14 protein-coding genes and 2 pseudogenes are annotated in these 21,105 nt (G+C 63.4%); 9 read left to right on the top strand and 7 right to left on the bottom strand.

Features of this window, described 5'->3' with window-relative positions; all coding sequences use genetic code 11:
- Window positions 1-10: 10 nt before the first annotated feature.
- Window positions 11-913: a hypothetical protein gene (locus tag ABGI63_RS21245; RefSeq protein WP_349744476.1), complete on the bottom strand. Its 903-nt coding sequence runs from the start codon at window positions 911-913 to the stop codon at window positions 11-13.
- Between the two features lie 266 nt (window positions 914-1,179).
- Here ABGI63_RS21245 and ABGI63_RS21240 point away from each other — a divergent pair, with 266 nt between their 5' ends.
- Complete coding sequence (locus ABGI63_RS21240) at window positions 1,180-1,353, top strand: hypothetical protein (protein ID WP_349744475.1); 174 nt, start codon at window positions 1,180-1,182, stop codon at window positions 1,351-1,353.
- A 755-nt stretch (window positions 1,354-2,108) separates the two neighbouring features.
- On the opposite strand, the gene ABGI63_RS21235 is transcribed toward ABGI63_RS21240, so the two are convergent.
- Complete coding sequence (locus tag ABGI63_RS21235) at window positions 2,109-2,741, bottom strand: Mu transposase domain-containing protein (protein ID WP_349744473.1); 633 nt, start codon at window positions 2,739-2,741, stop codon at window positions 2,109-2,111.
- A gap of 84 nt (window positions 2,742-2,825) precedes the next feature.
- Here ABGI63_RS21235 and ABGI63_RS21230 point away from each other — a divergent pair, with 84 nt between their 5' ends.
- From ABGI63_RS21230 to ABGI63_RS21215, 4 genes are all read left to right on the top strand, one after another.
- Window positions 2,826-3,668, top strand: coding sequence for a substrate-binding periplasmic protein (locus ABGI63_RS21230; protein WP_349744471.1), 843 nt, complete (start codon window positions 2,826-2,828; stop codon window positions 3,666-3,668).
- A gap of 30 nt (window positions 3,669-3,698) precedes the next feature.
- On the top strand, window positions 3,699-4,262 hold the full coding sequence (locus ABGI63_RS21225) for a cache domain-containing protein (protein ID WP_349744470.1): 564 nt from the start codon (window positions 3,699-3,701) through the stop codon (window positions 4,260-4,262).
- 19 nt (window positions 4,263-4,281) lie between these two features.
- Entirely contained in the window at window positions 4,282-5,835 is a 1,554-nt protein-coding gene (locus ABGI63_RS21220) for a methyl-accepting chemotaxis protein (protein WP_349744469.1), read from the top strand.
- Window positions 5,836-5,960: 125 nt separating this feature from the next.
- A complete protein-coding gene (locus tag ABGI63_RS21215) occupies window positions 5,961-6,887 on the top strand; it encodes a GGDEF domain-containing protein (RefSeq protein ID WP_349744467.1) in 927 nt (308 codons plus the stop codon).
- Window positions 6,888-6,891: 4 nt separating this feature from the next.
- Here the strand turns inward: ABGI63_RS21215 and ABGI63_RS21210 are convergent.
- From ABGI63_RS21210 to ABGI63_RS21200, 3 genes and pseudogenes are all read right to left on the bottom strand, one after another.
- Window positions 6,892-7,525, bottom strand: a pseudogene (locus tag ABGI63_RS21210) (methyl-accepting chemotaxis protein); the annotation flags it as partial.
- A gap of 63 nt (window positions 7,526-7,588) precedes the next feature.
- The gene (locus ABGI63_RS21205) at window positions 7,589-8,956 is read right to left on the bottom strand and encodes a methyl-accepting chemotaxis protein (protein ID WP_349744466.1); all 1,368 of its coding nucleotides are present in this window, start codon (window positions 8,954-8,956) and stop codon (window positions 7,589-7,591) included.
- A 321-nt stretch (window positions 8,957-9,277) separates the two neighbouring features.
- The gene (locus tag ABGI63_RS21200; protein WP_349744465.1) at window positions 9,278-10,237 is read right to left on the bottom strand and encodes an IS1595 family transposase; all 960 of its coding nucleotides are present in this window, start codon (window positions 10,235-10,237) and stop codon (window positions 9,278-9,280) included.
- Between the two features lie 318 nt (window positions 10,238-10,555).
- On the opposite strand from ABGI63_RS21200, the gene ABGI63_RS21195 reads away from it, so the two are divergent.
- Window positions 10,556-12,817: a bifunctional diguanylate cyclase/phosphodiesterase gene (locus tag ABGI63_RS21195; RefSeq protein ID WP_349744464.1), complete on the top strand. Its 2,262-nt coding sequence runs from the start codon at window positions 10,556-10,558 to the stop codon at window positions 12,815-12,817.
- Between the two features lie 242 nt (window positions 12,818-13,059).
- Window positions 13,060-13,428, top strand: a pseudogene (locus ABGI63_RS21190) (transposase); the annotation flags it as partial.
- Window positions 13,429-13,734: 306 nt separating this feature from the next.
- Here ABGI63_RS21190 and ABGI63_RS21185 read toward each other — a convergent pair.
- Both ABGI63_RS21185 and ABGI63_RS21180 read right to left on the bottom strand, forming a co-directional pair.
- Complete coding sequence (locus ABGI63_RS21185) at window positions 13,735-14,784, bottom strand: hypothetical protein (RefSeq protein ID WP_349744463.1); 1,050 nt, start codon at window positions 14,782-14,784, stop codon at window positions 13,735-13,737.
- 93 nt (window positions 14,785-14,877) lie between these two features.
- On the bottom strand, window positions 14,878-16,119 hold the full coding sequence (locus ABGI63_RS21180; protein WP_349744462.1) for a cyclic di-GMP phosphodiesterase: 1,242 nt from the start codon (window positions 16,117-16,119) through the stop codon (window positions 14,878-14,880).
- 506 nt (window positions 16,120-16,625) lie between these two features.
- Here ABGI63_RS21180 and ABGI63_RS21175 point away from each other — a divergent pair.
- Both ABGI63_RS21175 and ABGI63_RS21170 read left to right on the top strand, forming a co-directional pair.
- Complete coding sequence (locus ABGI63_RS21175) at window positions 16,626-18,170, top strand: methyl-accepting chemotaxis protein (protein WP_349744461.1); 1,545 nt, start codon at window positions 16,626-16,628, stop codon at window positions 18,168-18,170.
- Window positions 18,171-18,258: 88 nt separating this feature from the next.
- Entirely contained in the window at window positions 18,259-21,084 is a 2,826-nt protein-coding gene (locus ABGI63_RS21170) for a diguanylate cyclase (protein WP_349744460.1), read from the top strand.
- Window positions 21,085-21,105 lie beyond the last annotated feature (21 nt).

Here is a 21,105-nt window from a genome sequence, read left to right as displayed (position 1 = left end):
CGCACGTCAGTTACTGGAAATCAGTGGGCAGCAGGCCAAATGGAATCAGGAGGGCGTTCATTTGCTCAAGCGTCATTCGGTCAATCACCATGTGAAGGCGTCGCCGCGCTTGTTCTACGGCAGTTTCCTTGGGCGCAGCCTCTGGCGCTGTTGTCTCAAGCCGCGGTGCAGAATTGCCACCGCTTAACGGCGCGTCATCGGCGAGTTGGGCTACGACATTGAGCCGTTGCTCATCATCGATACCAAGCTGCCGCAAACGCGCCTCAAAGATCGAAAGCATCTCCTGCTTGCGATACCCTCCCCATTCGCGATCAAGAGGTGGGGTATGAGTTCTCAGAACTCTCAACCATTTGGTATAGGAGGCCGCAGAGTAGTCCTGCAGGATGTCATCGAGCTGAGGAGCATCCACGCCTCGTTGCTTCAGCTGCCCGCGGTAGGCAATACACACATCTTTGTGCTCGGCTAGTGAAACGGGCAGTATGGCGGCGTGGTCAGCTGCTTTTGCACTTGGCGACGCGAAAGCTTTTAGAGAAAGCGCCTTTAGATCAAGGAGGAGTTGCTGCGTTGGATGTACTGAGACGAATGCTCGCCACAGGTCACCCGGCTCAGGTTCAATTTCCTGACCAGAATCAACGATGTCATACAGCAGATCAGTGCCGCGCCGTGCCGACGACAGCGTGACTACCTCAGCGAGACATTTCTCAGCGAAGATACGAAATGGAGCGGCCTCTCGCTCCACTCCATCGGGAAGAAGGTCACGGAAAGTCTTGCCCTCTGGGAGCGACGCGCCAACGATGGACGCAAGCTTGGAGCCGACGATGCGCGCTTTCTTCAGCGCAAGCAAACGCGAGCGCACTCGGTCGACCACGTCGGTGAGCACCTTCTCTGACGATCCTTCGAACTGAGCATCCATGCTTATCAAGCTCCAGAAAGCCAAAAGCCCACAAAGTTGTGGGCTCGACTGCTTAGTTGATTAGACAGACATTCAGCGGGTGTCTGAATAGAGGTCTCTTGCGTCTCACCTCTTCTGACGAGTTGGCTCCCACAGTTCCCCTGGAACTTCATCCAGGTGCAGGTTGGCCGCGCAGCTTGAGGGCGTAACCATAGGTACGCACGCTCTGTAAGCTCGTCTGCCTTGATCATAGCATTCTTGGTACGCATGGCCAACAGGAGCTGGCCATGCGTACCAAAGAACGTAGTGACATCAACACCGAGGTGCTAGGTCTCAAGCAGGCCAGCATGTCGGAAGCACTTCTGGCTGCACGGGACGCTGCGACCAACGGGATGCTCCGCAGCCGTACTCGTTCGACGAACGTTCCCTTCACAAGGGAATTTCGTGTGAAGTCTGCCTGAACCGTCTTGATCGTGAAACGGCGAGCTTTTTAGCTCGCCGTTTCTTTTCCGTCTATCAATCTTTGAGTGGTGATAGCGATTTGTCGTGGCCCGCGACAAGACATCTCGATCTGGCTGGGATCTTGGGTGGAGCTGCTTCAAGCCAATGAAACACAGTCGACAGTCATTCTGCACCAATACGGTGCCTTGCGGTCAAAAGCAGCAAGCGCATCTTGTATAAGTCATTGATTTCATTGGCCGTCACTTCGTGCCTCTGCTTCTCGTTGTCGACGGATGCGACAAAGCGCCTCCATCGCGGACGCAAACGTTGACGGCTTGGCGCTGCCCTCAAGCATCAGACGCTGGTGCAGCTTGACGTTGAGACGAGGACGCCGATCACAGGCCTCTGTAGACGCAAGGGCGCCCGTTTCATCTGGGCTTTGATCTACTGGCTTCATGTGCCGAAAATAGCATGCGCACCAACGCGATGCGTGTGGCAGATCATTGACCATTGATGTCGAAGGGGACAAGGTTTGGCCGAGTGTCATGGCCGCGACAATGACGTGCCCATCCGAACATCGGTGCGCCGACTAGGAGCGGAGCGGTATGGGACGCTACCGAATTTGGTCAATTTCAGGCAATTTCAGTTCACAGCTTAAATTCAGGGTCGTTCGTAAATGTCTGCCGCCACTGACCATCCGTCCCTCCGTAGGCCAATGAGAGATTCGGCCTGCTGGGTCATCGGGAACAAAGATGCTGGGCTGGCTCATAGTCATTCACTTGCCGACGGCGATGCGCCTGCAAAGCTGGACGATGGCCGCGGTGCGCAGAGTGGCGCCCGTGGACAAGATGGTCTTGACGGTGCGGTGATGGGGCGAGTCGTGCGCCAGCGCGCGGGAGTAAGCCGCTTCCAAGCGGTCCCGGTCATAGGGCTTGAGCAGGGCCAGCACGCCCTGCACCTCGCACAGCCGCTTCAGGATGTGGTCGCGCAGTAGTTGCTCGATCAAGGCTTTGCAACTGGGGCTGATGCGCTCGGCCTTGGCGGCGCACCAGGTGCGGTCGCACCCGAAGAGGGCTTGTGCTTCGGGCGGCACGTGCTCGCGCTCGCTCACGCGCTGGCCGGGCCGAAGTCCGCGCGGATGGGTGGCGATATGGCGGTAACCCTCGAACAGGGCATCTGCTGCATCGGTGGCGCGCAGCCACAAGGTCTTGCCGACCAGCGTGAACGGGGCCGAGTACAGGATGCGCTCGAATTGCACATGACAGTCGCGGTGCGCGTCCACCCGGTGCCAGGAACCCAGGTCGGGTTGGGGCTGCATCTGGTCCACAGCATCATCTGCAATGTCCTGGGCGGGAGTATCGGGCTGCACTGCGACGAGGGGCAAAGAACTCTGTTCACGATCACCCAACTGCTATTTCCTCCCTGACGGCCCCGCCGGCGTGGTCTCGCGGCAAAGAGGACAGCCCTTGCTCCCGATACCGTGGCTGGACTCATGGCAGGAACCCATGCCACACTGGGCCTCGACTATCGGTGCCACGTCGCCATGCTGCTACACCGTCGCTCGCTGTTGCTTCTGGGTACTGTCTCGTGCCTGTCCGGCCGAGGCGTGGCCCGGGGAGCGGCTTTGGAAGTCCAGTCGCATTACGACTTTGCGCCTTTTCAGACCGGCCCAGGCGAAGGCTTGAACTACGACCTCGTGGCTTGGTTGCGCCAGAGTCTTCTGGCCGAGGAATTGGAGGTTCGATTGAGCGGGCTGCCGCGGCGACGTCTGGATCTGCTGATGCGCGCGCCCGACTGGCGGGGCCTGGTGCCCTGGGTTGTGCCGGCCTGGTTTGGCGACGCCGGCATGACGCGCTTTGTCTGGTCTGCCCCGGTAATCGAGGATGCCGACCTGGTGCTGTCCCACAAAAATCGGGCGCTGGATTACGACGGCCCAGCTTCATTGCGGGGACTGCGCCTGGGTGGGGTGTTGGGGCACAGCTATGTGGAAGTGGATCCTTTGGTTGTTCAGGGGCTTGTGCGGCGGGAGGATGCGAGCGATACGGCCTCCAACCTGCGCAAGCTGCTGCGGGGGCGTGTCGATGTTGTGTTCCTGGCGCAGAGCGGCTGGCCATGGTGGCTGCGACAGATGCCCGAGCTGACCGGCCAAATCCATGTGGCACCGAAAGCGCGCGCCCGCTACGCGCGACGCATGCTGCTGTCGCCTCGCTTGCCGCCGGAACTTCGGCATACCCTGTTGGCCCTACTGGCAAAACTCGGCAGAGACCAAACTTGGCAGCGCTACTTGGCCCGCTACGGCCTGCAGGACGTGCCGCAGCACCGGATTGCGCGGTAGCCGATGGTCGCATGGCCTCGGGTGTGGCATATGCACGAGTTCGCCACATCAGCTCTCAAGTTTCGCCAGCGTGGGCCGACAAACTGCGGGCCAGTTGCCCTTGTGGTGGCGACTATCCTGCTTTCGCCCTTTCGGATCATACCCATGAAGAACATCAAGCATCTCGCCATCGCCCTCGTCCTGTCCGGCCTGAACCTGGGGGCTGGGGCCGAAACGCCGGAGGAGGCCAAGGCCCTGCTGGAGGCGGCCGTGGCTGCCGTCAAGGCCAAGGGCGTGGATGGCGCCGTCACTGAGTTCAATGCCGGCGGCAAATGGACCAAGGGCGCGCTCTATGTGGTCGCGGTGAAGTTCGACGGCAGCATGGTCGCCCATTCGTCCAACGGCAAGATGGTCGGCAAGAATATGCTGGAGGCCAAGGATGCCGCCGGCAAGGCCTTCGTGCAGGAAACCATCGCCCAGGTCAAGGCCAAGGGCCAGGGGCAGGTCGAAATGCGCTGGGCCAATCCAGCGACCAAACAAATCGGCGATGCGGTGATGTACAGCCGCGCCGTGCCGGGTCAGGACATGTACGTGGGCTCGGTCGTCTTTAAGTGATCGCTGCATAGTCGCACCCATGCTTACCCTCGACCACTTGGGCCTGCGCAGCAAGCTGCTGCTGGCCCCCCTGATCTGCCTGGGGCTACTACTGCTGACCGCCGCCGGCGCGATGTGGGGTTTTGCCCAGCAGCGACAGGCGCTGGACGCACTGGAGTCCCAGCGCCTGCCCAGCTACACGTTCCTGGCCCAGTTCGATGCCGGCCTGCGTGACATGAACGGGCTGATCAACCGCTCCATCGGATACGAGTCCATGGGCTACAACGCCCAGGAGATCGGCGCGGTCGACGCGGCCCTCAAGCAGGTCCAGACGGGCCTGCAGCAATCGCTGCAGGCCCGTCTTGAAGCTGCCACCGACACCGAAGAAAGGGTTCAGTTGCAGGAGCTCGCCAAGGGGCTGGCCGCCTACGCGAAGGCGGTGGAGGAGACCCTGGGCATGAAGTCGGCGGGCGCGGTGATGGCCGTCACCTTCCTGAGCACGGCCCAAACCCAGTACGACAAGCTGTTGACCGTCGTCAGCCGTCAGGCTACCGCAGATCTCCAGCATGCTGGCGCGGAGGTCGGGGCGGCGCGTGCACAGGCGCGACGCCTGGGCCTGGCGATCCCGGCGGTGGCCCTGGTAGCCCTGCTGACCGGTGTGCTGCTCAGCCTGTGGCTGGCCGGTGGCTTGGTCAGGCGCGTGCAGACCTTGACCCAGGCGGCAGATCACCTGGCCGCCGGCGACCTGACTCAGCAGCTCGATGCGCAGGGGCGCGACGAGATCGGCCACCTGACGCGTGCCATGGCGTTGGTGCGTGATCGCCTCGCCGGCTCGTTGGCTGAGGTGCGTGAGGCCGCCGACTCGGTGCGCACCGCAGCCGGCGAGATTTCGGCCGGGAACACCGACCTCTCCCAGCGCACCGAACAGCAGGCCAGCCAGCTACAGCAGACCGCATCCTCGATGGCTGACATGAACGGCAGGGTGCGCGAGAACGCCGAAACAGCACGCCAAGCCAGTGAGTTGGCGCTGGAGGCCAGTGCAGTGGCGGTCAAGGGCGGTGAGGCTGTGGCCAAGGTAGTGAGCACGATGCACGATATTGCCGGCAGCAGCCAGCGCATCGGCGACATCATCTCCACCATCGACGGCATCGCCTTCCAGACCAATATCCTGGCGCTCAATGCTGCGGTGGAGGCCGCCCGTGCCGGCGAGCAGGGTCGAGGATTTGCGGTGGTGGCGGCCGAGGTGCGGGTGCTGGCCCAGCGCAGCGCCGAAGCGGCCAAGCAGATCAAGACGCTGATCGGTGCCAGCGCCGAGAACGTCGAGCAGGGCACGAGGCTGGTCGATCAGGCCGGACGCACCATGCAGGATGTGGTGGCGCAGATCCAGCGCGTCAGCCAGCTGATGATAGGCCTGACCGAGGCCTCTCATACCCAGACCCAGGGCCTGGGCGAGGTGAGCCAAGCGGTGGGGCAACTCGACCAGGTGACCCAGCAGAATGCCGCCCTGGTGGAAGAGTCGGCCGCCGCCGCAGAGAGCCTGCTGCAGCAGGCTGCCCGGCTGTCCGACACGGTGGCAGTATTCCGCCTGACCTGACTATGACTGCTGCGCACGTGCGCCGAGCTCGACCTGCAGGGCAGTGAAGCGCTCGAGAGGAGGCGTGGGGATAGTTGCCCTATTAGCGCAGCGATACTAACGGGATGCCGATGCCAACTTCGCCCATGAGTCTGCCGGTCCCTGACGACGAGTTGATCCGCCAGTTGATGGCCCTGCACGAGGCGAGCCCACAACTGCTGGCGGTGTTCGACGAACGGGATCTGCTGCGTTACGCCAACCCGGCCTTTCGTACGGCCTTCCACGCGGTACCGGACGGGCGATTGACTTGGCTGGAGATGATGCGAGCCAATGGCGCCAGCGGGCACGGTAACGTGATCCTGGCATCCGACGCCGAGGCTTGGCTGTCCGCCGCGGCCTCGCGGCGTGGCAAGCTGCCTTTTCGCGCTTTCGAAGCCGATCTGGTGGACGGGCGCTGGATCTGGATGAGCGAAACCATGCTGCCCAATGGCTGGATGTGTTGTAGCGCCAGCGACATCACGGCGCTGCGCACAGATGGGCGGGCACTGCGCCAGGAGCGCGACCGTGCCCTGCGCGCTGCTCAGACCGATGCGCTGACCGGCCTGGGCAACCGCAGCCACGTGCTACAACAGTTGGAGATGCAGTTGGCGCGACTGCGCCGGCCGCAGGGCGGCAGCCTGGCCGTGGTGCTGCTCGACCTGGACCGCTTCAAGCTGATCAACGATGGCTACGGTCACGAGGCCGGAGACCGGGTGCTGTGTGACTTTGCGCGCCAGCTGCAACAGAGCACCCGGCGCGGCGATGCCTGCGCGCGTCTGGGCGGGGAGGAGTTCATGCTGCTGTTGGTCGAGGTAGAGCCGGCACAGGCGCTGGCCATCGTCGAGCGGTTGTTGCGGTGCCTGCGCGAGTCCAGGCCGCTGGTCGAGCATCCGGAGCAAGCCTATAGCGCTTCGGCCGGGTTGACCATGGCCGGCCCAGAGGACAGCGCTCGCAGCGTGTACCAGCGTGCCGACCGAGCGCTTTACCGGGCCAAGGCTGAGGGCCGCGATCGCTGTTGCGTCGACACGGCCTGAGCCATCAGCGCTGGCCGTTCGAGAGCCGGAAGTAAGCCACGGTCTGCACCAACTGTTCGGCCTGGGATTTCAGGCTTTCGGCCGCTGCGGCCGACTCCTCCACCTGGGCCGCGTTCTGCTGCGTGACCTTGTCCATCTGCGTGGTGGCCTCACCGACCTGGTCCTGGCTGGCGGAGGCGGTCTCACCGACGAGGTCGGCTACGCGCTGAATGGAGCCACCACTTCGCTCATTGTCGGGCCCGCCTGGTCGACCAGCACCGAGCCCTGCTCGACCCGCTCGACGCTGGCACCGATCAGGGTCTTGACCTCGCGCGCGGCCTCGGCGCTGCGCTGCGCCAGGCTGCGCACCTCGCTGGCCATGACGGCGAATCCGCGCTCCTGTTCGCCGGCCTGGGCCGCTTCGACCGCCGCATTGAGCGCCAGGATATTGGTCTGGAAGGCGATGCCGTCGATCACGTTGATGATGTTGGCGATGCGGCGCGAGCCGTCGTTGATGCCGCGCATGGTCTCGACGACCCGCTCGACCACCTGGTCCCCTAGCGCGCCACCTGCGAGGCATCCTGCGCCAACCGGTTGGCCTGCTGGGCGCTGTCGGCGTTGTTGCGCACGGTGGAGCTCAGCTCATCCATGGTGGCTGCCTCCGTGTGATGGACAACAAGCGACAGTTGGCTCGGCGACCATCAGCCGTCGCAGACTTCTCTTCAATCCTGCCGGGTCTGGAAAACCGCCACCTCATCGGCCAGGCGCTGCGCCTGCTCGCGCATGCTTTCGGCTGCCGCAGCCGACTGCTCGACCAGCGCCGCATTTTGCTGGGTCACCTGGTCCAATTGGGTGATCGCCTGGTTGACCCGCTCGATGTCACTGCTCTGCTGTGAGGCAGACTCGGCGATGCCGCCAATCAGACCGGCCACCTGCTGCACGGCCGTTTCAATCTCGCGCATGGCGTTGCCTGCCTCCTGTACCAGGCTCGCACCGGCCGCGACCTGCTCCTCCGAGGCGGCGATCAAGCCCTTGATGTCCTTGGCGGCCTCTGCGCTGCGCTGGGCCAGGCTGCGTACCTCGGTGGCCACGACGGCAAAGCCCTTGCCTTGTTCGCCAGCCCGGGCCGCCTCGACGGCGGCATTGAGCGCCAGGATATTGGTCTGGAAGGCGATGCTGTCGATCAGTCCGGTGATGTCGGCGATGCGTTTGGCGCTGGCATCGATGGCCTGCATCGTGCTGACGACCCGCTCCACCACCTCGGCACCGCGCGCCGCAGCAGCAGAGGCCGAGCCGGACAGGGCGTTGGCCTCGCGTGCCGAGCCGGCCGTCTCGCGTACCGCGCCAGTCAGCGTGTCGACCGAGGAGGCGGTGGACTGCAGACTGGATGCGGTCTTCTCGGTGCGCACCGAGAGGTCTTGATTGCCGGCAGCAATCTCGGCGCTTGCGCCGCCGATGTTCTGTGCCGCGGCCTGCACTTGGCGGATCACTGCGTGAATACGATCGATCGCGCCCTGCAGCAGCGCCGTCGTGCCGGTGGCCGCGCGGCGCCCGGCGCTGTCGAGGTTGATGCGCTCATGGGCCGTCAGCCGCTCGACCAGCGCCTCCAACTCGGACTGCTCGACCGCGCGTCGGTGCATCTGGATGGCGATGAAGATCTCGAAACCCGTCTGCACGACCACGTAGCCGGCGTGCACCAACACCCGGCTGAAGCCCGGCTCGGTCAGACAGAAGACGCCCAGCCCGGCGAGCTGCATCCGATCAAAAGCAAGATGATGGACAGCGATCACGACCGCACCGGTCACAATGGGGGCCCAATGCCGGTAGACAAGCAAGAAGGCCAGCGTCACGAAGACGCCGAAGTGGAATTCGAGCATGCCGCGTGCCAACTGGATCTCCAGTGCCACCATGGCCATCGAGCAGGCCGCCATTGCATGTGCGCTCAGGGCCCGGCCGCCGGCCATGGCATGGGCGGCAAGCGCGACACCGCAGATCAGCAGGCCGGCGCTCAGGGCCAGACCGAATTGTTCCCAGTACCAGCCCAATGCCAGGGCCAAGGCCAGATGCAGCCCCAGGGCTCCCAGCATCATCCGGTCGGCTTCACGCCAAGCGGATTCGCGGGCGCTGCCTCCTTCGGCGACGTTTGCGCGCGAGATAGTTGTCTCAGAGGTTGTGTTCACCTGGGGCTCCTTTCAAGATTCAGTGAATCTAGCGGAACTCGAGCGCCTTGAATCGGCGGAGCAACTGCGACATTCCATCGTTGTCCGGGTGCTCGTTTATCATCGGGGTGCCGGTCTGTGGGCTGGTCCGGCTTCTCCTCCCTGAGTCGGCGGCGTGCCGTGATGACACCGGCAAACCGTTCAGCCCGCCGGCAACCCCGGCGGGCTTCTTTTTGGCTCTTTGCTCGTTGCCTATGGATGAACGAAGCGGCCGAGGGAGAGGCTGAGGAGTTGTTCCGGAGGCAGATGGGCAGGAGCGCAACGGTCAACGACACGAAACCAGCCGAGGTAGTGGTGCAGGTAGCTGGTAGCTACGCCTCGGAAGCGGCGCAGCCAGCCCTTGAGCCGCGAGTGGTAGGCGTTGACGTTCTGGATGTGCCAGGCCCCGCGCACGCGCGGGCCGGTGCTCATGTTCAGGGCGTGGTGCTCGATGCCCATCTCGATGGCGGCGGTGGCCATGGCGGAGCTGCCGTCGGTGCACAGCACGGCATCCGAGGCGAGCACGGTAGCGAGCGAGGCCAAGATTTCGCGCTTGGAGGCTCGCCCGAGGATGAAGTCGGTGCTGCCACCTGAACGGTCCCGGGCCACCAGTACGGGAACATGGTCGTCGCCGGTTCCGCGGGTGCTGGCGTGGCCGCCACGGCGGCGGGGCGCCCGTGCGCTCACCCGTTGGCCTTTGGCTGAGCGCAGGATGACGGTCTCATCCGCCTCGGCGATGCCGCTGAGCAGCGCTGACTTGGCCTGCTGGGCCAGGCTGAGGAAGCGGTGGCGCCAGCGGAACGCGGTGCCGGGTGCAACCTGCAGACGCTCGGCAGCCTGGTGCACGCTCAGGCCCTCGTCGAGCACCCGGGCCTGGGCCAGCCACTTGTGACGCTGGCGCAGTCGGGCCAGTGGTGTGGCCGTCAAGGCGTTGAAGGTCTTGCCACAGCCACGACATTTGTAGCGCTGTAGACCGTCGGCCTGACCGTTGCGCACCACCCGTGTTCCTTCGCAGTGCGGACAACTCGGCTTGAATGCGCTCGCCAGGTCAATCTGCGCCAGCACCCGCTCGCGCTCGTCCGGCGTGTGCAACTGTGCCATCAGCGCCTGGCGTTGCCGTGGGCTGAGTTCGTGCAACCGCTCCAGCCATCGCTTCCAGTCTTGCTCCTGCATCGCCTGCTCCAGAACACCCGGCTTGCCGCCGTATGCCTGCCACGATGCACGGCCACTGGCTCATGGCGTGCGCCTGTCACTACCTAATGGGCAAAGAGCCTTCTTTTTGGGGTGTAGCGCCAGCGCCACGCCGGCAGTTTGAGTTGAAGCTCGCGGCATCCGAGCCGAAGAGTATGTTCCTTTTCTCTGCGCCGCTGCAGAGCCCGTTTACGGGGCGCGCCAGACCCGTCGGATGGTTCAAAATCGAGGTTCCCTTCCGTATCAATGTCTGAAACGAAGACGTCGGGTCGGGTGATAGAGAACAAGAATGAGGTCCCCATGGCGATAACCCCGTGTTCCGGACGCCGGCTCACACGAGGCTTGGTGTTGATGTGCACGGTACTGATGGCCGCCGTGTGGGCTCTGGGTGCCTATCTGATCCATCAGGACCACAAACGCACGCAGCAGGAAGCCATGCATCGCGTTTCCGGTGCGGCAGAGGTCTACGAGGCTTTCGTGGATCGGCATCTGGCCCAGGTCAAGTTGATGCTTACGCTGCTTGCAGAACACAAGTCTCCGGCGGAGCTTCAGCGCGAACTGGAGCTGCTGGCTCCCAAGGGGGCTTTTGTTGATGCCGGTGTTCGCAGCCTCTACGTCACCGATGCCACCGGGGAGTTGATCGCGAGTAGCGCCCAACTTGCAAGCGGGGAAGGCAGCAGTGCGGTGACGGACAGGCCCTATTTCCAGGCTCATCGCGACAACCCGACCCAGGGCCTCTACGTGGGCGCCCCCATCATCGGTCGTTACAGCAAGGAGTGGCGGGTCCATGTGAGCAGTGCGCGGCGCGATTCGGTCGGCCGGTTTGCGGGCGTTGCCGTCGCGGCGATCGATCCCAAGGACTTCACCAGCTTCTTCGCCGAAGACCATCTGGGCCGTAGCGGAGTGCTGGGGGTCACCGGACGGGACTGGGTGGCCCGGGCTTGGCGCAAGGGGGATGTCTTCGACTTCGGCAGGTCGGTACAGGGCTCGAAGCTTGCCCGGCATGCGTTGCTGAAGGACAGTGGCGCTTATGAGACGGAAAGTGCGATAGACGGCGTGCCGCGCTACGTCGCCTTCAAGACCAATCGGCTGACTGGCTTGATCGTGACTGCAGCACTGGATCGGAACGAGGCCCTGTCGCCGTTCTATGCCCGGCGCACTGCGGTGCTGATGGCGTTTGGTCTTGCCTCGGTGCTGCTTCTCATCGCATTCATTCCCGTGCTCCTGACCGCGAGGCAACTGGATGTCAGCTGCAGGGCGGCCGCGCGATCCAGCGAACTCTTTGCTGCTGCTTCGAACGCGCAGCTCGATGCCTTCTTCATTTTCGAGGCGTGTCGGGGAGAGGCAGGTGAACTGACGGACTTCGTCTGCCAACATGCCAATCAGCGAGGTGTCCGCTGGTTGGAACGCAATGGTCTGAACATGCTGGACCGCACGCTGACCGAGGTACTTGGTGCGCGGGGTGCCAGCCCTTGGATCTCAGCGTTCTGCCGTGTCGTCACGAACCACAAGTCGCAGGTGAGCGAGTTCGAACTCGGCACGGCGCAGGACGGTAGCATCCGTGTGACCCGCCACATCGTGCCGGTCGGCGATGGCGTGGCGGTCAATCTGCGGGATGTGACGGCTGCATATCGCCAGAAGGCGGCGCTCGCCGCCAGCAACGAGATCATCGCGGCAAACGAGCGCTTGCTGCGGGGGCTGACCGAAACGGTGCCTATCCTGCTGGCTCACTTCGACAAGAACCTTGTCCTTACCTTTGCGAATGGGACTTGCGTGCGCTGGTTGGGGTCGGACTGGGTGCGGGCGGAGGGCAAGCACGTGCGCGAGATATGGGGGGAGGAGCTTTACGCCAGCAGGGTGCAATACCTGGACAAGGCGCTAGGCGGCGAACTCGTCGAGTTCGTATCGGAGCGCGAGATTGCGAACGGCACCAGAGTCTTCAAGAACAACTATGTACCCGACGTGGACGAGACGGGCCAGGTTGACGGCATCTACGCCGTCAGCGTGGATGTCACCGAACTCAAACGAACGGAGGAGAAGCTGGCGGCCATGGCGCATACGGACAGCCTGACCGGCCTGTACAACCGGCGCTACTTCAGCGACCGGATCCCCGAAATGCTGTCTCGGGCCAGACGCAATGAGCGAGGTATCGGCATTCTGTTCGCGGATGTGGATCGCTTCAAAGGGGTCAACGACCAGTATGGGCACGCCGTCGGCGATGCCATCCTGATGGAGGTCGCCAAACGTCTTCAAGCCTGCGTTCGGCGGCACGACACGGTGGTCCGGTTCGCCGGGGACGAGTTTGTGGTGGTCCTGGAGGATCTTGCGTCCGACGAAACCCTGACTTTGGTCGCGCGCAAAATCGTCGGGTTGATGGGCGAGCCGATTGCTGTGAGCGAGCAACAGTCCATTCAGGTGACCGTCAGCATCGGGGTCAGCTTTGATCGGAGGGCCGAATGCACCGCCGAAGCCCTCCTCGCCGAAGCTGATGGAGCGCTCTATGTCGTGAAAACTAAAGGCCGGAACGGCTACGAAATTGCCCTGCCTCGTTCGGCAGCATGATGGCCGATTCGCGCTCGATCAGCGCCTCGGCCTTGCGTACTGCAGCGTTTCTCCAGCGCGGCCGGCGAAGGTAGCTTAGAAGACCTGTGATTGAGGTGCAAGGGGGCTACAAACATCTCCAGGCATTCATTAACGCGCCACCGTGCGTCGCGCACTACGCACGCACTGGGCCTGTTGAGCCTGAAGGCCTTGGAGCCTCGCAGTAAGCAATACTGGGATGGCCGACCCCACCTGTAGACGGCAGGCTGATGGCCCCGCAGTTCGTCAAGCCGTATGTCAAGAGCAACAAGAACGATGCCGCAGATGCAGAGGCGATCTGCGAGGCGGTCATCGAAGACGCCGAGAACGAGTTGCCCGGTTCCTTCCGTTTGATCATCCAGCGGTTGCTTGATCACCTCAAGGTGCTGCAGCAGCAGGTCAACGAGATCGAGGCTCAGATCAAGGCTTGGCACCGCGACAGCGATGCGAGCCAGCGTCTGGAGAAGGTGCCGGGCATTGGTCCCCTGACCGCGACCGCTCTGGTCGCCAGCATTGGTGATGCGAAGAACTTCGACAACGGCCGTCAGTTCGCGGCCTGGCTGGGCGTGGTCCCGCGACAGCACTCCAGCGGGGCCATGGTGCGGCCGAGTGTCTTGACCGCGACGATGACGGGTTCAACCGAACATCGCTGCGTCCAATAGGAGCGCAGCGACATGGGACGCTACCGCAATTTGGTCAATTTCAGTTCACAGCTTAAATTCCGGTCGTTCGTTACCACTGTAAGCGAGCCTTCTCCCGCATTTCTTTAATTCTGTGTTTTAGAAGACTTTTCTCGTCGTATGCGCTCAAGCGCAGCCATCGCCGATTGATACGAACTGGGCTTCGCAGTCCGTTCCGCAAAGATCCGCAAATGCAATTCTGAATCGCCCCGGGGCGATTCAGTTTGCGGTTGTAGTTGGAGGGCCTGCTCGCCAAGCTCTGTCAGGCAATGGAGCGGCGCCTGCCTCGACGGCCATAGCAGGAAGAGCTGAGTCGCGGTAAGTCTTGGCCACGCTAGACCATTCGATGGATTCATGGCGAACTTCGAACGCGAAGCTGGCGTAGTCGTCTGGATGCCAAGAAACGGAGCCGAGTCGGTCAAGCAGGGTGACCGGCAGCTGTCTGCCGGAAAGCAACTGGTCGATGTCTTCTCCCTTGAGTTCGTGGCCGACGACCGAAACACGCAACTGCTCGCAGAAGGCGATCAGCATCTTGATCTGTTCGCGACAGCGCCAATAGTTCCACCGCTCGAACTCCCATAGTTGGTAGCTTGTGTAGGCCGTACCGGTGGGCGTTGTGCGATACAGCCGCAACACGACGCCAATCGGCTCCTTGGGTGTCTTGCCGGTGTCGTTGTCTTCGAACGCACGCTCGAAATCGGCGCGTTGGCGTCGGATGAACATCAACTCCGGCCGACGGCCCGCCTGCGCATGGGCAATCAGCTGACGGGCCATGCCTGGAACGTCTTTGTACCAACGTACGTTGCTATCTGCACTCACGGCTCGGTCGGTTGCGCCGCGCAGCCAATCGCTACGCACGTGGAATGTCTCGGCTAGATGTTCGAGTGCGAGAGGCGTCATGAGGTCGAGCAGCCGGTCTGCATCATTCAATGCCGACAGCGTGAACCCGTGAGAGGACATGAGCTCAACAGCCGCCGGAAGATCCAATCCATGCGCCTGCATTAGCATGAAGAAGCGCTCGCGGATGGAGCGTAGTCGAGCCGTCGGATCATCCGTCGTGGCTTCCACGACGCCGTCCAGGATGAGGTCGATCAGTCCTTGAACTGATGTATTCAGCGCAGCCGCTTGCGCTTCAAGGAAATGCTTGGTTACCGGCTTCAGTCGTATCGACGTCGGCGTGCGTTCGTCGGTCCGAGCCGGTGTCTGCAGGGCGATCTGATTGCCGCGTCCAACCAGGCGATGGAGAAGCGTCTCAAGTGAAAGTCTCATTTTGCGTTCATGTAGTCAAAGTGATGCGTTTGTAGCGCACTCTGTAGCGAACTGCAAGTTTTGGCCGGAAACCCAGCCAAGCCGGCTTTACCTTCACTTCATCCAGAGCTCATCCAGGCCGCGGAAGCCCCATTTGGATGGATCCTCGGGTCCGACGATGGTGTCCTTGCTGCCAGACGCAGCCAAGTCGAGGGTCTGCACCGGGATCTGTTCCTTGGATCGTAGCGAGAAAAACACCCGGACCTTCGGTGTGAGCAAGGACTCGACGCCTCCTGGCTCAATGACCACCGCCAAGCGCTGGGATGCCAGCCGGACGAGCGAGCCGACGGGATAGATGCCGACCGACTTCACGAAGGCTCCGAACAAGCGTTTGTCGAAATGGCCTTCCCACTTTGCCATCTGCTGCATCGCCGCTGCCGGGTTCCACGCATCCTTGTAGGCGCGCTGGGACGTTACCGCGTCATAGACGTCGCAGATGGCTCCCATGCGGGCGAGCTCGGAAATCGCATCTCCGGCAAGTCGGTGTGGATAGCCCGTTCCGTCCACCTTCTCATGGTGGTGCAGCGCAATGTCGATGATCATGGAGTCCGCGCCGGCGCTGCGCAGCATGTTGGCGCCGGCAATCGGATGGCTGCGCATGATGTCGAACTCCGCGTCGGTGAGCCTGCCCGGCTTGTTGAGAACGGCCAACGGCATCGCGGCCTTGCCCAGATCGTGCATCAATCCGCCCAATCCTGCCTGCCGTGTCCGCACGTCATTGAACCCGAGCTGGCGCGCCATCGCGACCATGAGTGCACAGACGGCCACCGAGTGCATGTAGGTGTAGTCGTCATGGGTCTTCAACCGAGCTACGCTGAGCAGGGCGACAGGTTGGCGCTCCACCGATGCTGCAATCTCGTTCACCAGCAGTTGTGACGTGGCGGCATCGATCGCCTTGCCGAGCCGCGCGGCCTGCAGCATGTCCTTGACCTGTGTCTTGGCCGAAAGACAGATGCGTTTGGCACGTTCCACCTCTTGCGACATTGATACCCGAACCTGAAGTGGCTTGGCCTCAGCGGTGGGCGCGGGCGGATCCGCAAGAGCCGGGAGCGCCGGTGGGGACTCGTTGGCCTCTGGTTTCAGGCTCGGTTCAGCGGGGACGGGTTTGCTGGAGAACTGGCCTTGCTCCGGGTCGATCCACACCTCCTTGATGCCGCACTCCCGTATGGCATTCAGATCATTTTCATCATCTAGAAGAAAGCTCCCGCGCAGAAACGGGTGCCTGAACCAGGATCCGCCCAGCTTGAGAACGTACATGCCGAGTCTCAACTCGGTGGTGGGAATCTTCTTCTTCAAGGTGTTCGTCTCTTCATTCTTTTTGTGTGCCAATCCCACCCCATCGATCGGCCTGCGTCGCCACTCGCACAAATGAAGTGCGGTCTTGATCCATGTCCACATACTAATGCTGAGAACCTGGACTGCAGGTGATCGGAACCCGGTTCCATTCGTGAGAAATTGCACCGACTCTATGTGGCGCAAAGACCGTTCGGGCTGAGCACCGTCATGGCACACATCCTGGCGTCGGTCTGCTCTGCTTCGACGCGCGCCTGGCGCGGCCAAATGGCGGACGGCGCCGGGCCTGAAGTGCCGTGTTCTTACGATGCGCATGTCTGCCCACGGCGTAGCAATTTCATTGCTGGCCACTGGACAGTACGGAGCGTGACGTAATTTGCGTCGAGTGCATTTGTATCAAAATAATCAATTGCGCCAATTGATATCGAGCGCTTACATTCAAGTCATCGAGCACCCGGCCCTACGAAGTGCTGAAACTGATTGCAGTGTTTGACCATGTGGAGAGACCTATGCCCCAGCTAAGAAGACTGAGCATCGCAGCCCGCCTGTATCTGATGACGGCCCTGGTCACCCTGGCCCTGGCGGCGATGGCGCTGATTGCCGATGTGAAACTTAATGCCGCAGTCGCTGCGGCCCGCCATACCGAGAAGGATCGCATCCCTCAGTTGGATCAGATTGCGGCCATGGAACTGACGGTGACCCGCGTCTCGCTGCAATTGCGTCACGCCATGCTGACACGCAACGCGGCCGAGCTGGATGCGACGCTGCAGGACATCGGCAAGCTGCGGCAGACTCTGGACACCTTGCAGCAGAGCTACGAGAAGGGCCTGTTCACCATCTCCGGCAAACAGCGCTACGCTGCTGTGCCGCCTGTGGTGGCCGAGTTCTGGCGAGAGGGCGAAGCCAATCTCGCGCTGATCCGCGAGGGCCGCAAGGACGAGGCTTTTGCTTACCTGGTAGACCGGACCATCCCGGCGCGCAACGCGCTGTTGAAGGTGCTGGAAGACACACTTCACTACCAGAAGACGGCCCTGGCCCAGGATATCGAGGCCGTGGCCGATCAGGTAGGAGACACCTTGCGCCTGCTGGAGGTCCTGGTGGTGCTGATTGCCGTGGTTCTGGTGACCACCTCGTGGCGGCTGGCCGGTGGCCTGCGTCGCCGGGTTGCCCTGGCCCGGCAAGTGGCCGAGCAGGTGCGTGACGGCGACCTCGGCACCCGCCTGCAGGACACACATCGTGACGAGCTGTCGCCTCTGCTGGCGGCCCTGCAGGACATGCAGGGCGCCCTGACCCGCGTGGTCGGCCATGTGCGCAGCAATGCCGAGAGCGTGGCCAGCTCCAGCGAGCAGATTGCTCGGGGCAACCAGGATCTGTCCTCACGCACCGAACAGCAGGCTGCGGCCTTGCAGCAGACGGCGGCAACCATGGACGAACTCGGGGCCACGGTGCGCCACACAGCAGACAATGCCCAGCAGGCCAACCAACTGGCCCGCAATGCCTCGCTGGTGGCCACCCGCGGCGGCGAGGTGGTGGGCCAGGTAGTGCACACCATGGGGGACATTCACGATGCATCCAAGCGCATCGCCGACATCACCGCCATGATCGATGGCATCGCCTTCCAGACCAACATCCTGGCGCTGAACGCGGCCGTGGAGGCGGCCCGGGCCGGGGAGCAAGGCCGCGGCTTTGCCGTGGTGGCCGGCGAGGTGCGCAGCCTGGCCCAGCGCAGCGCCGAGGCGGCCCGCGAAATCAAGTCCCTGATCGCCAGCAGCGTGGAACGGGTCGAGAAGGGCAGCATCCTCGTGGACGAGGCCGGCCAGACCATGACCGAGATCGTGGGGGCCATCAAGCGCGTGAACGATATCGTGGCCGAAATCAGCGCCGCCAGTCGTGAGCAGAGCAGTGGGGTCAGTCAGGTCGGTGATGCCGTCGGCCAGATGGACCGCAGCACCCAGCAGAACGCGGCCCTGGTGGAGCAGTCCGCCGCAGCCGCTGAGAGCCTGAAGCAACAGGCCGCGAGCATGGTGGAAGCCGTGGCGGTGTTTAGGCTGTAGAGCTAGGGTTGTGGTTAGCGTGATTGCCGCCTGAGGGCACCCCGCCTAATATGAGCGATTACCAAAGTCGCGTCGAGGGAGGTGAGGCATGTCGCTGGCGCCAATGTCGTTCTATGCCGGGCAGGGGCAGCTGCTGGAGCTGATCGCCCGCGGCGCGCCGCTGACCGAGACCCTGCAGCGCCTGGCCCTGCTGATTGAGGCCCAGTCCGACGGGCTTTACTGCTCGGTGCTGCTGCTGGACGAGGACGGCATCCATGTGCGGCCCGGCGTCGGGCCGCACCTGCCCCCGGCCTATCTGCAGGCGCTGGACGGCTATCCGATCGGCCCCGAGGTGGGCTCCTGCGGCAGTGCGATGGCGCTGAGCCAGACCGTGGTGGTCACCGACATCGGTAGCGACCCGCGCTGGGCGCCTTACAAGGCCCTGATCGAGGGCGAGGGCTTCCGCGCTTGCTGGTCTACGCCCATTGTTGCGACCGACCGCCGGGTGCTGGGATCGTTCGCGATGTACTACAAGGCGGTGCGCTCGCCCGGCAGCGCCGAGCTGGAGCTGCTGGCCGTCGCGACCCAGCTGGCCGGCATCGCGATCGAGTGCCAGCGCAAGCAGGACCAGCTACAACGCTATCAGTCCCGGCTCGAGGCCTTGGTGGAGCAACGCACCGCCGAACTGGAGCGGGCGCTGATGGAGCAGCGGGCCATCTTCGACAATGCCACCGTGGCCGTCCTGCTGGTCGACAAGGACCGCATCATCCGGCGCAGCAACCGCCGCATGGAGGAATTGCTGGGCTATGAGCCGGGCGAGCTGAACGGCTTGTCGACCCGGGTCTACTTCAACTCGGATCAGGAATGGCAGGACTTCGGCCGAGTCGCCCAGTCCTGCATCGCCTCGGGCCAGGGCTATTCATGCGATACCGTGGTGATGCGCAAGAATGGCTCGACGATCTGGGTCAACAGCCATGGCAAAGCGATCGACCCGCATGACCTCAGCAAGGGCACGATCTGGGTTGGCATCGAGAACACGGAGCGCCATGAGGCCGAGGCACTGCGCCAGCAACTGCTGCTTGAGTACAAGGCCATCCTCGACAACGCCTCGCTGGGCATCACCTTCACGCGCGAGCAGACTTTCTTGCATTGCAATGAGCGCTTCGGGGAGATGTTCGGTTGGCCGGCCCAGGAGCTGGTCGGCCGGCCGACCCGGCTGGTCTATCCGGACGAGGCTGCCTTCGAGGCCCTGAGCCGGCGGGCGGTCCCGGTGCTTGGGGGTGGGCAGCGGCTGGATGTGGAGCTGCAGATGCGGCGGCGCGATGGCTCACTGTTCTGGTGCCGCATGCTGGCCAAGGCGATCGACTCCAGCGATGCCAGCAAGGGCACGATTTTCATCACCGAGGACATCAGCGACCGCCAGGAAGCCGACCGGGCGCTGCAGCAGGCGCTGTTCGAGCTGCAGGCGATCTTCGACAACACCAATGCCGGCATCATGCTGGTGCGTGACCGCCACACGATGCGCTGCAATCGCGGCATCGAACAGATGTTGGGCTATGCGCCGGGCGAACTGACCGGGCATTCGACGCGATTGATGTTTGCCTCGGAGGAAGCCTATGAGTCGCTGGGCCGCGAGGCCTATGAACCCCTGAACCGCGGTGAGGTCTGGATCGGTGAGACCCAGCTGCGCTGCAAGGACGGTCGCCTGATCGAGGTCAGCAGCCACAGCAAGGCCATGGACCCGCGCGACCCGTCCAAGGGCACGCTCTGGGTCTCACATGACATCACCGCGCGCAAGGCGGCCGAGGCGGCCTTGCGCGCGGCCAACGAGAAGTTGGAGCGCAGCCTGGAGATGGTCGGCCAGACCTATCGCGAGGTCAGCTTGCTCAGCGAGCTGTCCAGTTTCCTGCAGGCATGCGCGACACCGCAGGAAGCCTACGACTGCCTGCGCCGCTATGGCCCGCGGCTGTTCCCGTCCAGCAGCGGCGCACTCTATCTGCCGGTGCCGGGCGGCGAGCTGCTGGAGGAGCAGATGGGCTGGGGCCCGCTCGACGAGGCCGAGGCCAGCTTCGGCAGCCATGACTGCTGGGCACTGCGCCGCGGCCGGCCTCACCATCTGAATGGCGAGATTCAGCCGCTGGCCTGCCCGCATTTGCATCTGGGCGGCGGCTTGCTGGGCAGCGCCTGCTTGCCGCTGATCGCCCAGGGCGACACCTTTGGTCTGCTGACCATTCTGCACCGCGAGCCGCCGGTCGAGGCCGAGCAGTCCGATATGCGCCAGCGCCTGGCCGTGGCTCTGGCCGAGCAGACCGGCCTGGCACTGGCCAACATCCGGCTGCGCGAGACGCTACGCCTGCAGTCGATCCGCGATCCCCTGACCGGGCTCTACAACCGCCGCTTTCTCGACGAAGCCTTGCGCCGCGAGCTGGCCCGGGCCCGGCGCAAGGGCGCTGCCCATGCGCTGGCTCTGGTCGATGTCGATCATTTCAAGCAGTTCAACGACCGCCATGGCCATGATGCCGGCGATCTGGTGCTGTGCGCGGTGGCTCGTGCGCTGGAGGCCCAGGTGCGCGGCAGCGATGTGGTGTGCCGCTTCGGCGGCGAGGAATTCGTCGTGCTGCTGTGCGACATCGACGCCGAGCAGGCTCACCAGCGCGCCGAGCAGTTGATCGCTGCGGTGCGCGCACTGCAACTCGAGCATGGCGGCCGTGCGCTGGGCGGCATCAGTGCCTCGCTGGGCCTGTCCATCTACCCGCAGCATGGTGAGACCGCACCCGCGCTGATCGATGCGGCCGACGCGGCGCTGTACCGCGCCAAGCACGCTGGTCGCGACCGGGTGGTGGTGGCCGGCGAAACGGTCAAGACCCTCGGCCAGGCAAATCATGTTGACGAATCTGTGCGTGTACGTCAGCGAGGTGGACGCACTGCATCTTGATCTTGCAACGTTGTTGCTCGC

This window comes from Roseateles cavernae (assembly GCF_040187885.1).
In the GTDB taxonomy this organism is placed as follows: Bacteria; Pseudomonadota; Gammaproteobacteria; order Burkholderiales; family Burkholderiaceae_C; genus Roseateles_E; species Roseateles_E cavernae.
Note: the sequence above shows the minus strand (reverse complement) of the source record. Positions and strands in the feature narration are given on the sequence as shown.

Coding starts and splice junctions, on each gene's coding strand:
- ABGI63_RS21245 (WP_349744476.1), bottom strand. CDS start 913: ATGGATGCTCAGTTCGAAGGATCGTCAGAGAAGGTGCTCACCGACGTG.
- ABGI63_RS21240 (WP_349744475.1), top strand. CDS start 1,180: ATGCGTACCAAAGAACGTAGTGACATCAACACCGAGGTGCTAGGTCTC.
- ABGI63_RS21230 (WP_349744471.1), top strand. CDS start 2,826: ATGGCAGGAACCCATGCCACACTGGGCCTCGACTATCGGTGCCACGTC.
- ABGI63_RS21225 (WP_349744470.1), top strand. CDS start 3,699: ATGCACGAGTTCGCCACATCAGCTCTCAAGTTTCGCCAGCGTGGGCCG.
- ABGI63_RS21220 (WP_349744469.1), top strand. CDS start 4,282: ATGCTTACCCTCGACCACTTGGGCCTGCGCAGCAAGCTGCTGCTGGCC.
- ABGI63_RS21215 (WP_349744467.1), top strand. CDS start 5,961: ATGAGTCTGCCGGTCCCTGACGACGAGTTGATCCGCCAGTTGATGGCC.
- ABGI63_RS21205 (WP_349744466.1), bottom strand. CDS start 8,956: ATGATGCTGGGAGCCCTGGGGCTGCATCTGGCCTTGGCCCTGGCATTG.
- ABGI63_RS21200 (WP_349744465.1), bottom strand. CDS start 10,237: ATGCAGGAGCAAGACTGGAAGCGATGGCTGGAGCGGTTGCACGAACTC.
- ABGI63_RS21195 (WP_349744464.1), top strand. CDS start 10,556: ATGGCGATAACCCCGTGTTCCGGACGCCGGCTCACACGAGGCTTGGTG.
- ABGI63_RS21185 (WP_349744463.1), bottom strand. CDS start 14,784: ATGAGACTTTCACTTGAGACGCTTCTCCATCGCCTGGTTGGACGCGGC.
- ABGI63_RS21175 (WP_349744461.1), top strand. CDS start 16,626: ATGCCCCAGCTAAGAAGACTGAGCATCGCAGCCCGCCTGTATCTGATG.
- ABGI63_RS21170 (WP_349744460.1), top strand. CDS start 18,259: ATGTCGCTGGCGCCAATGTCGTTCTATGCCGGGCAGGGGCAGCTGCTG.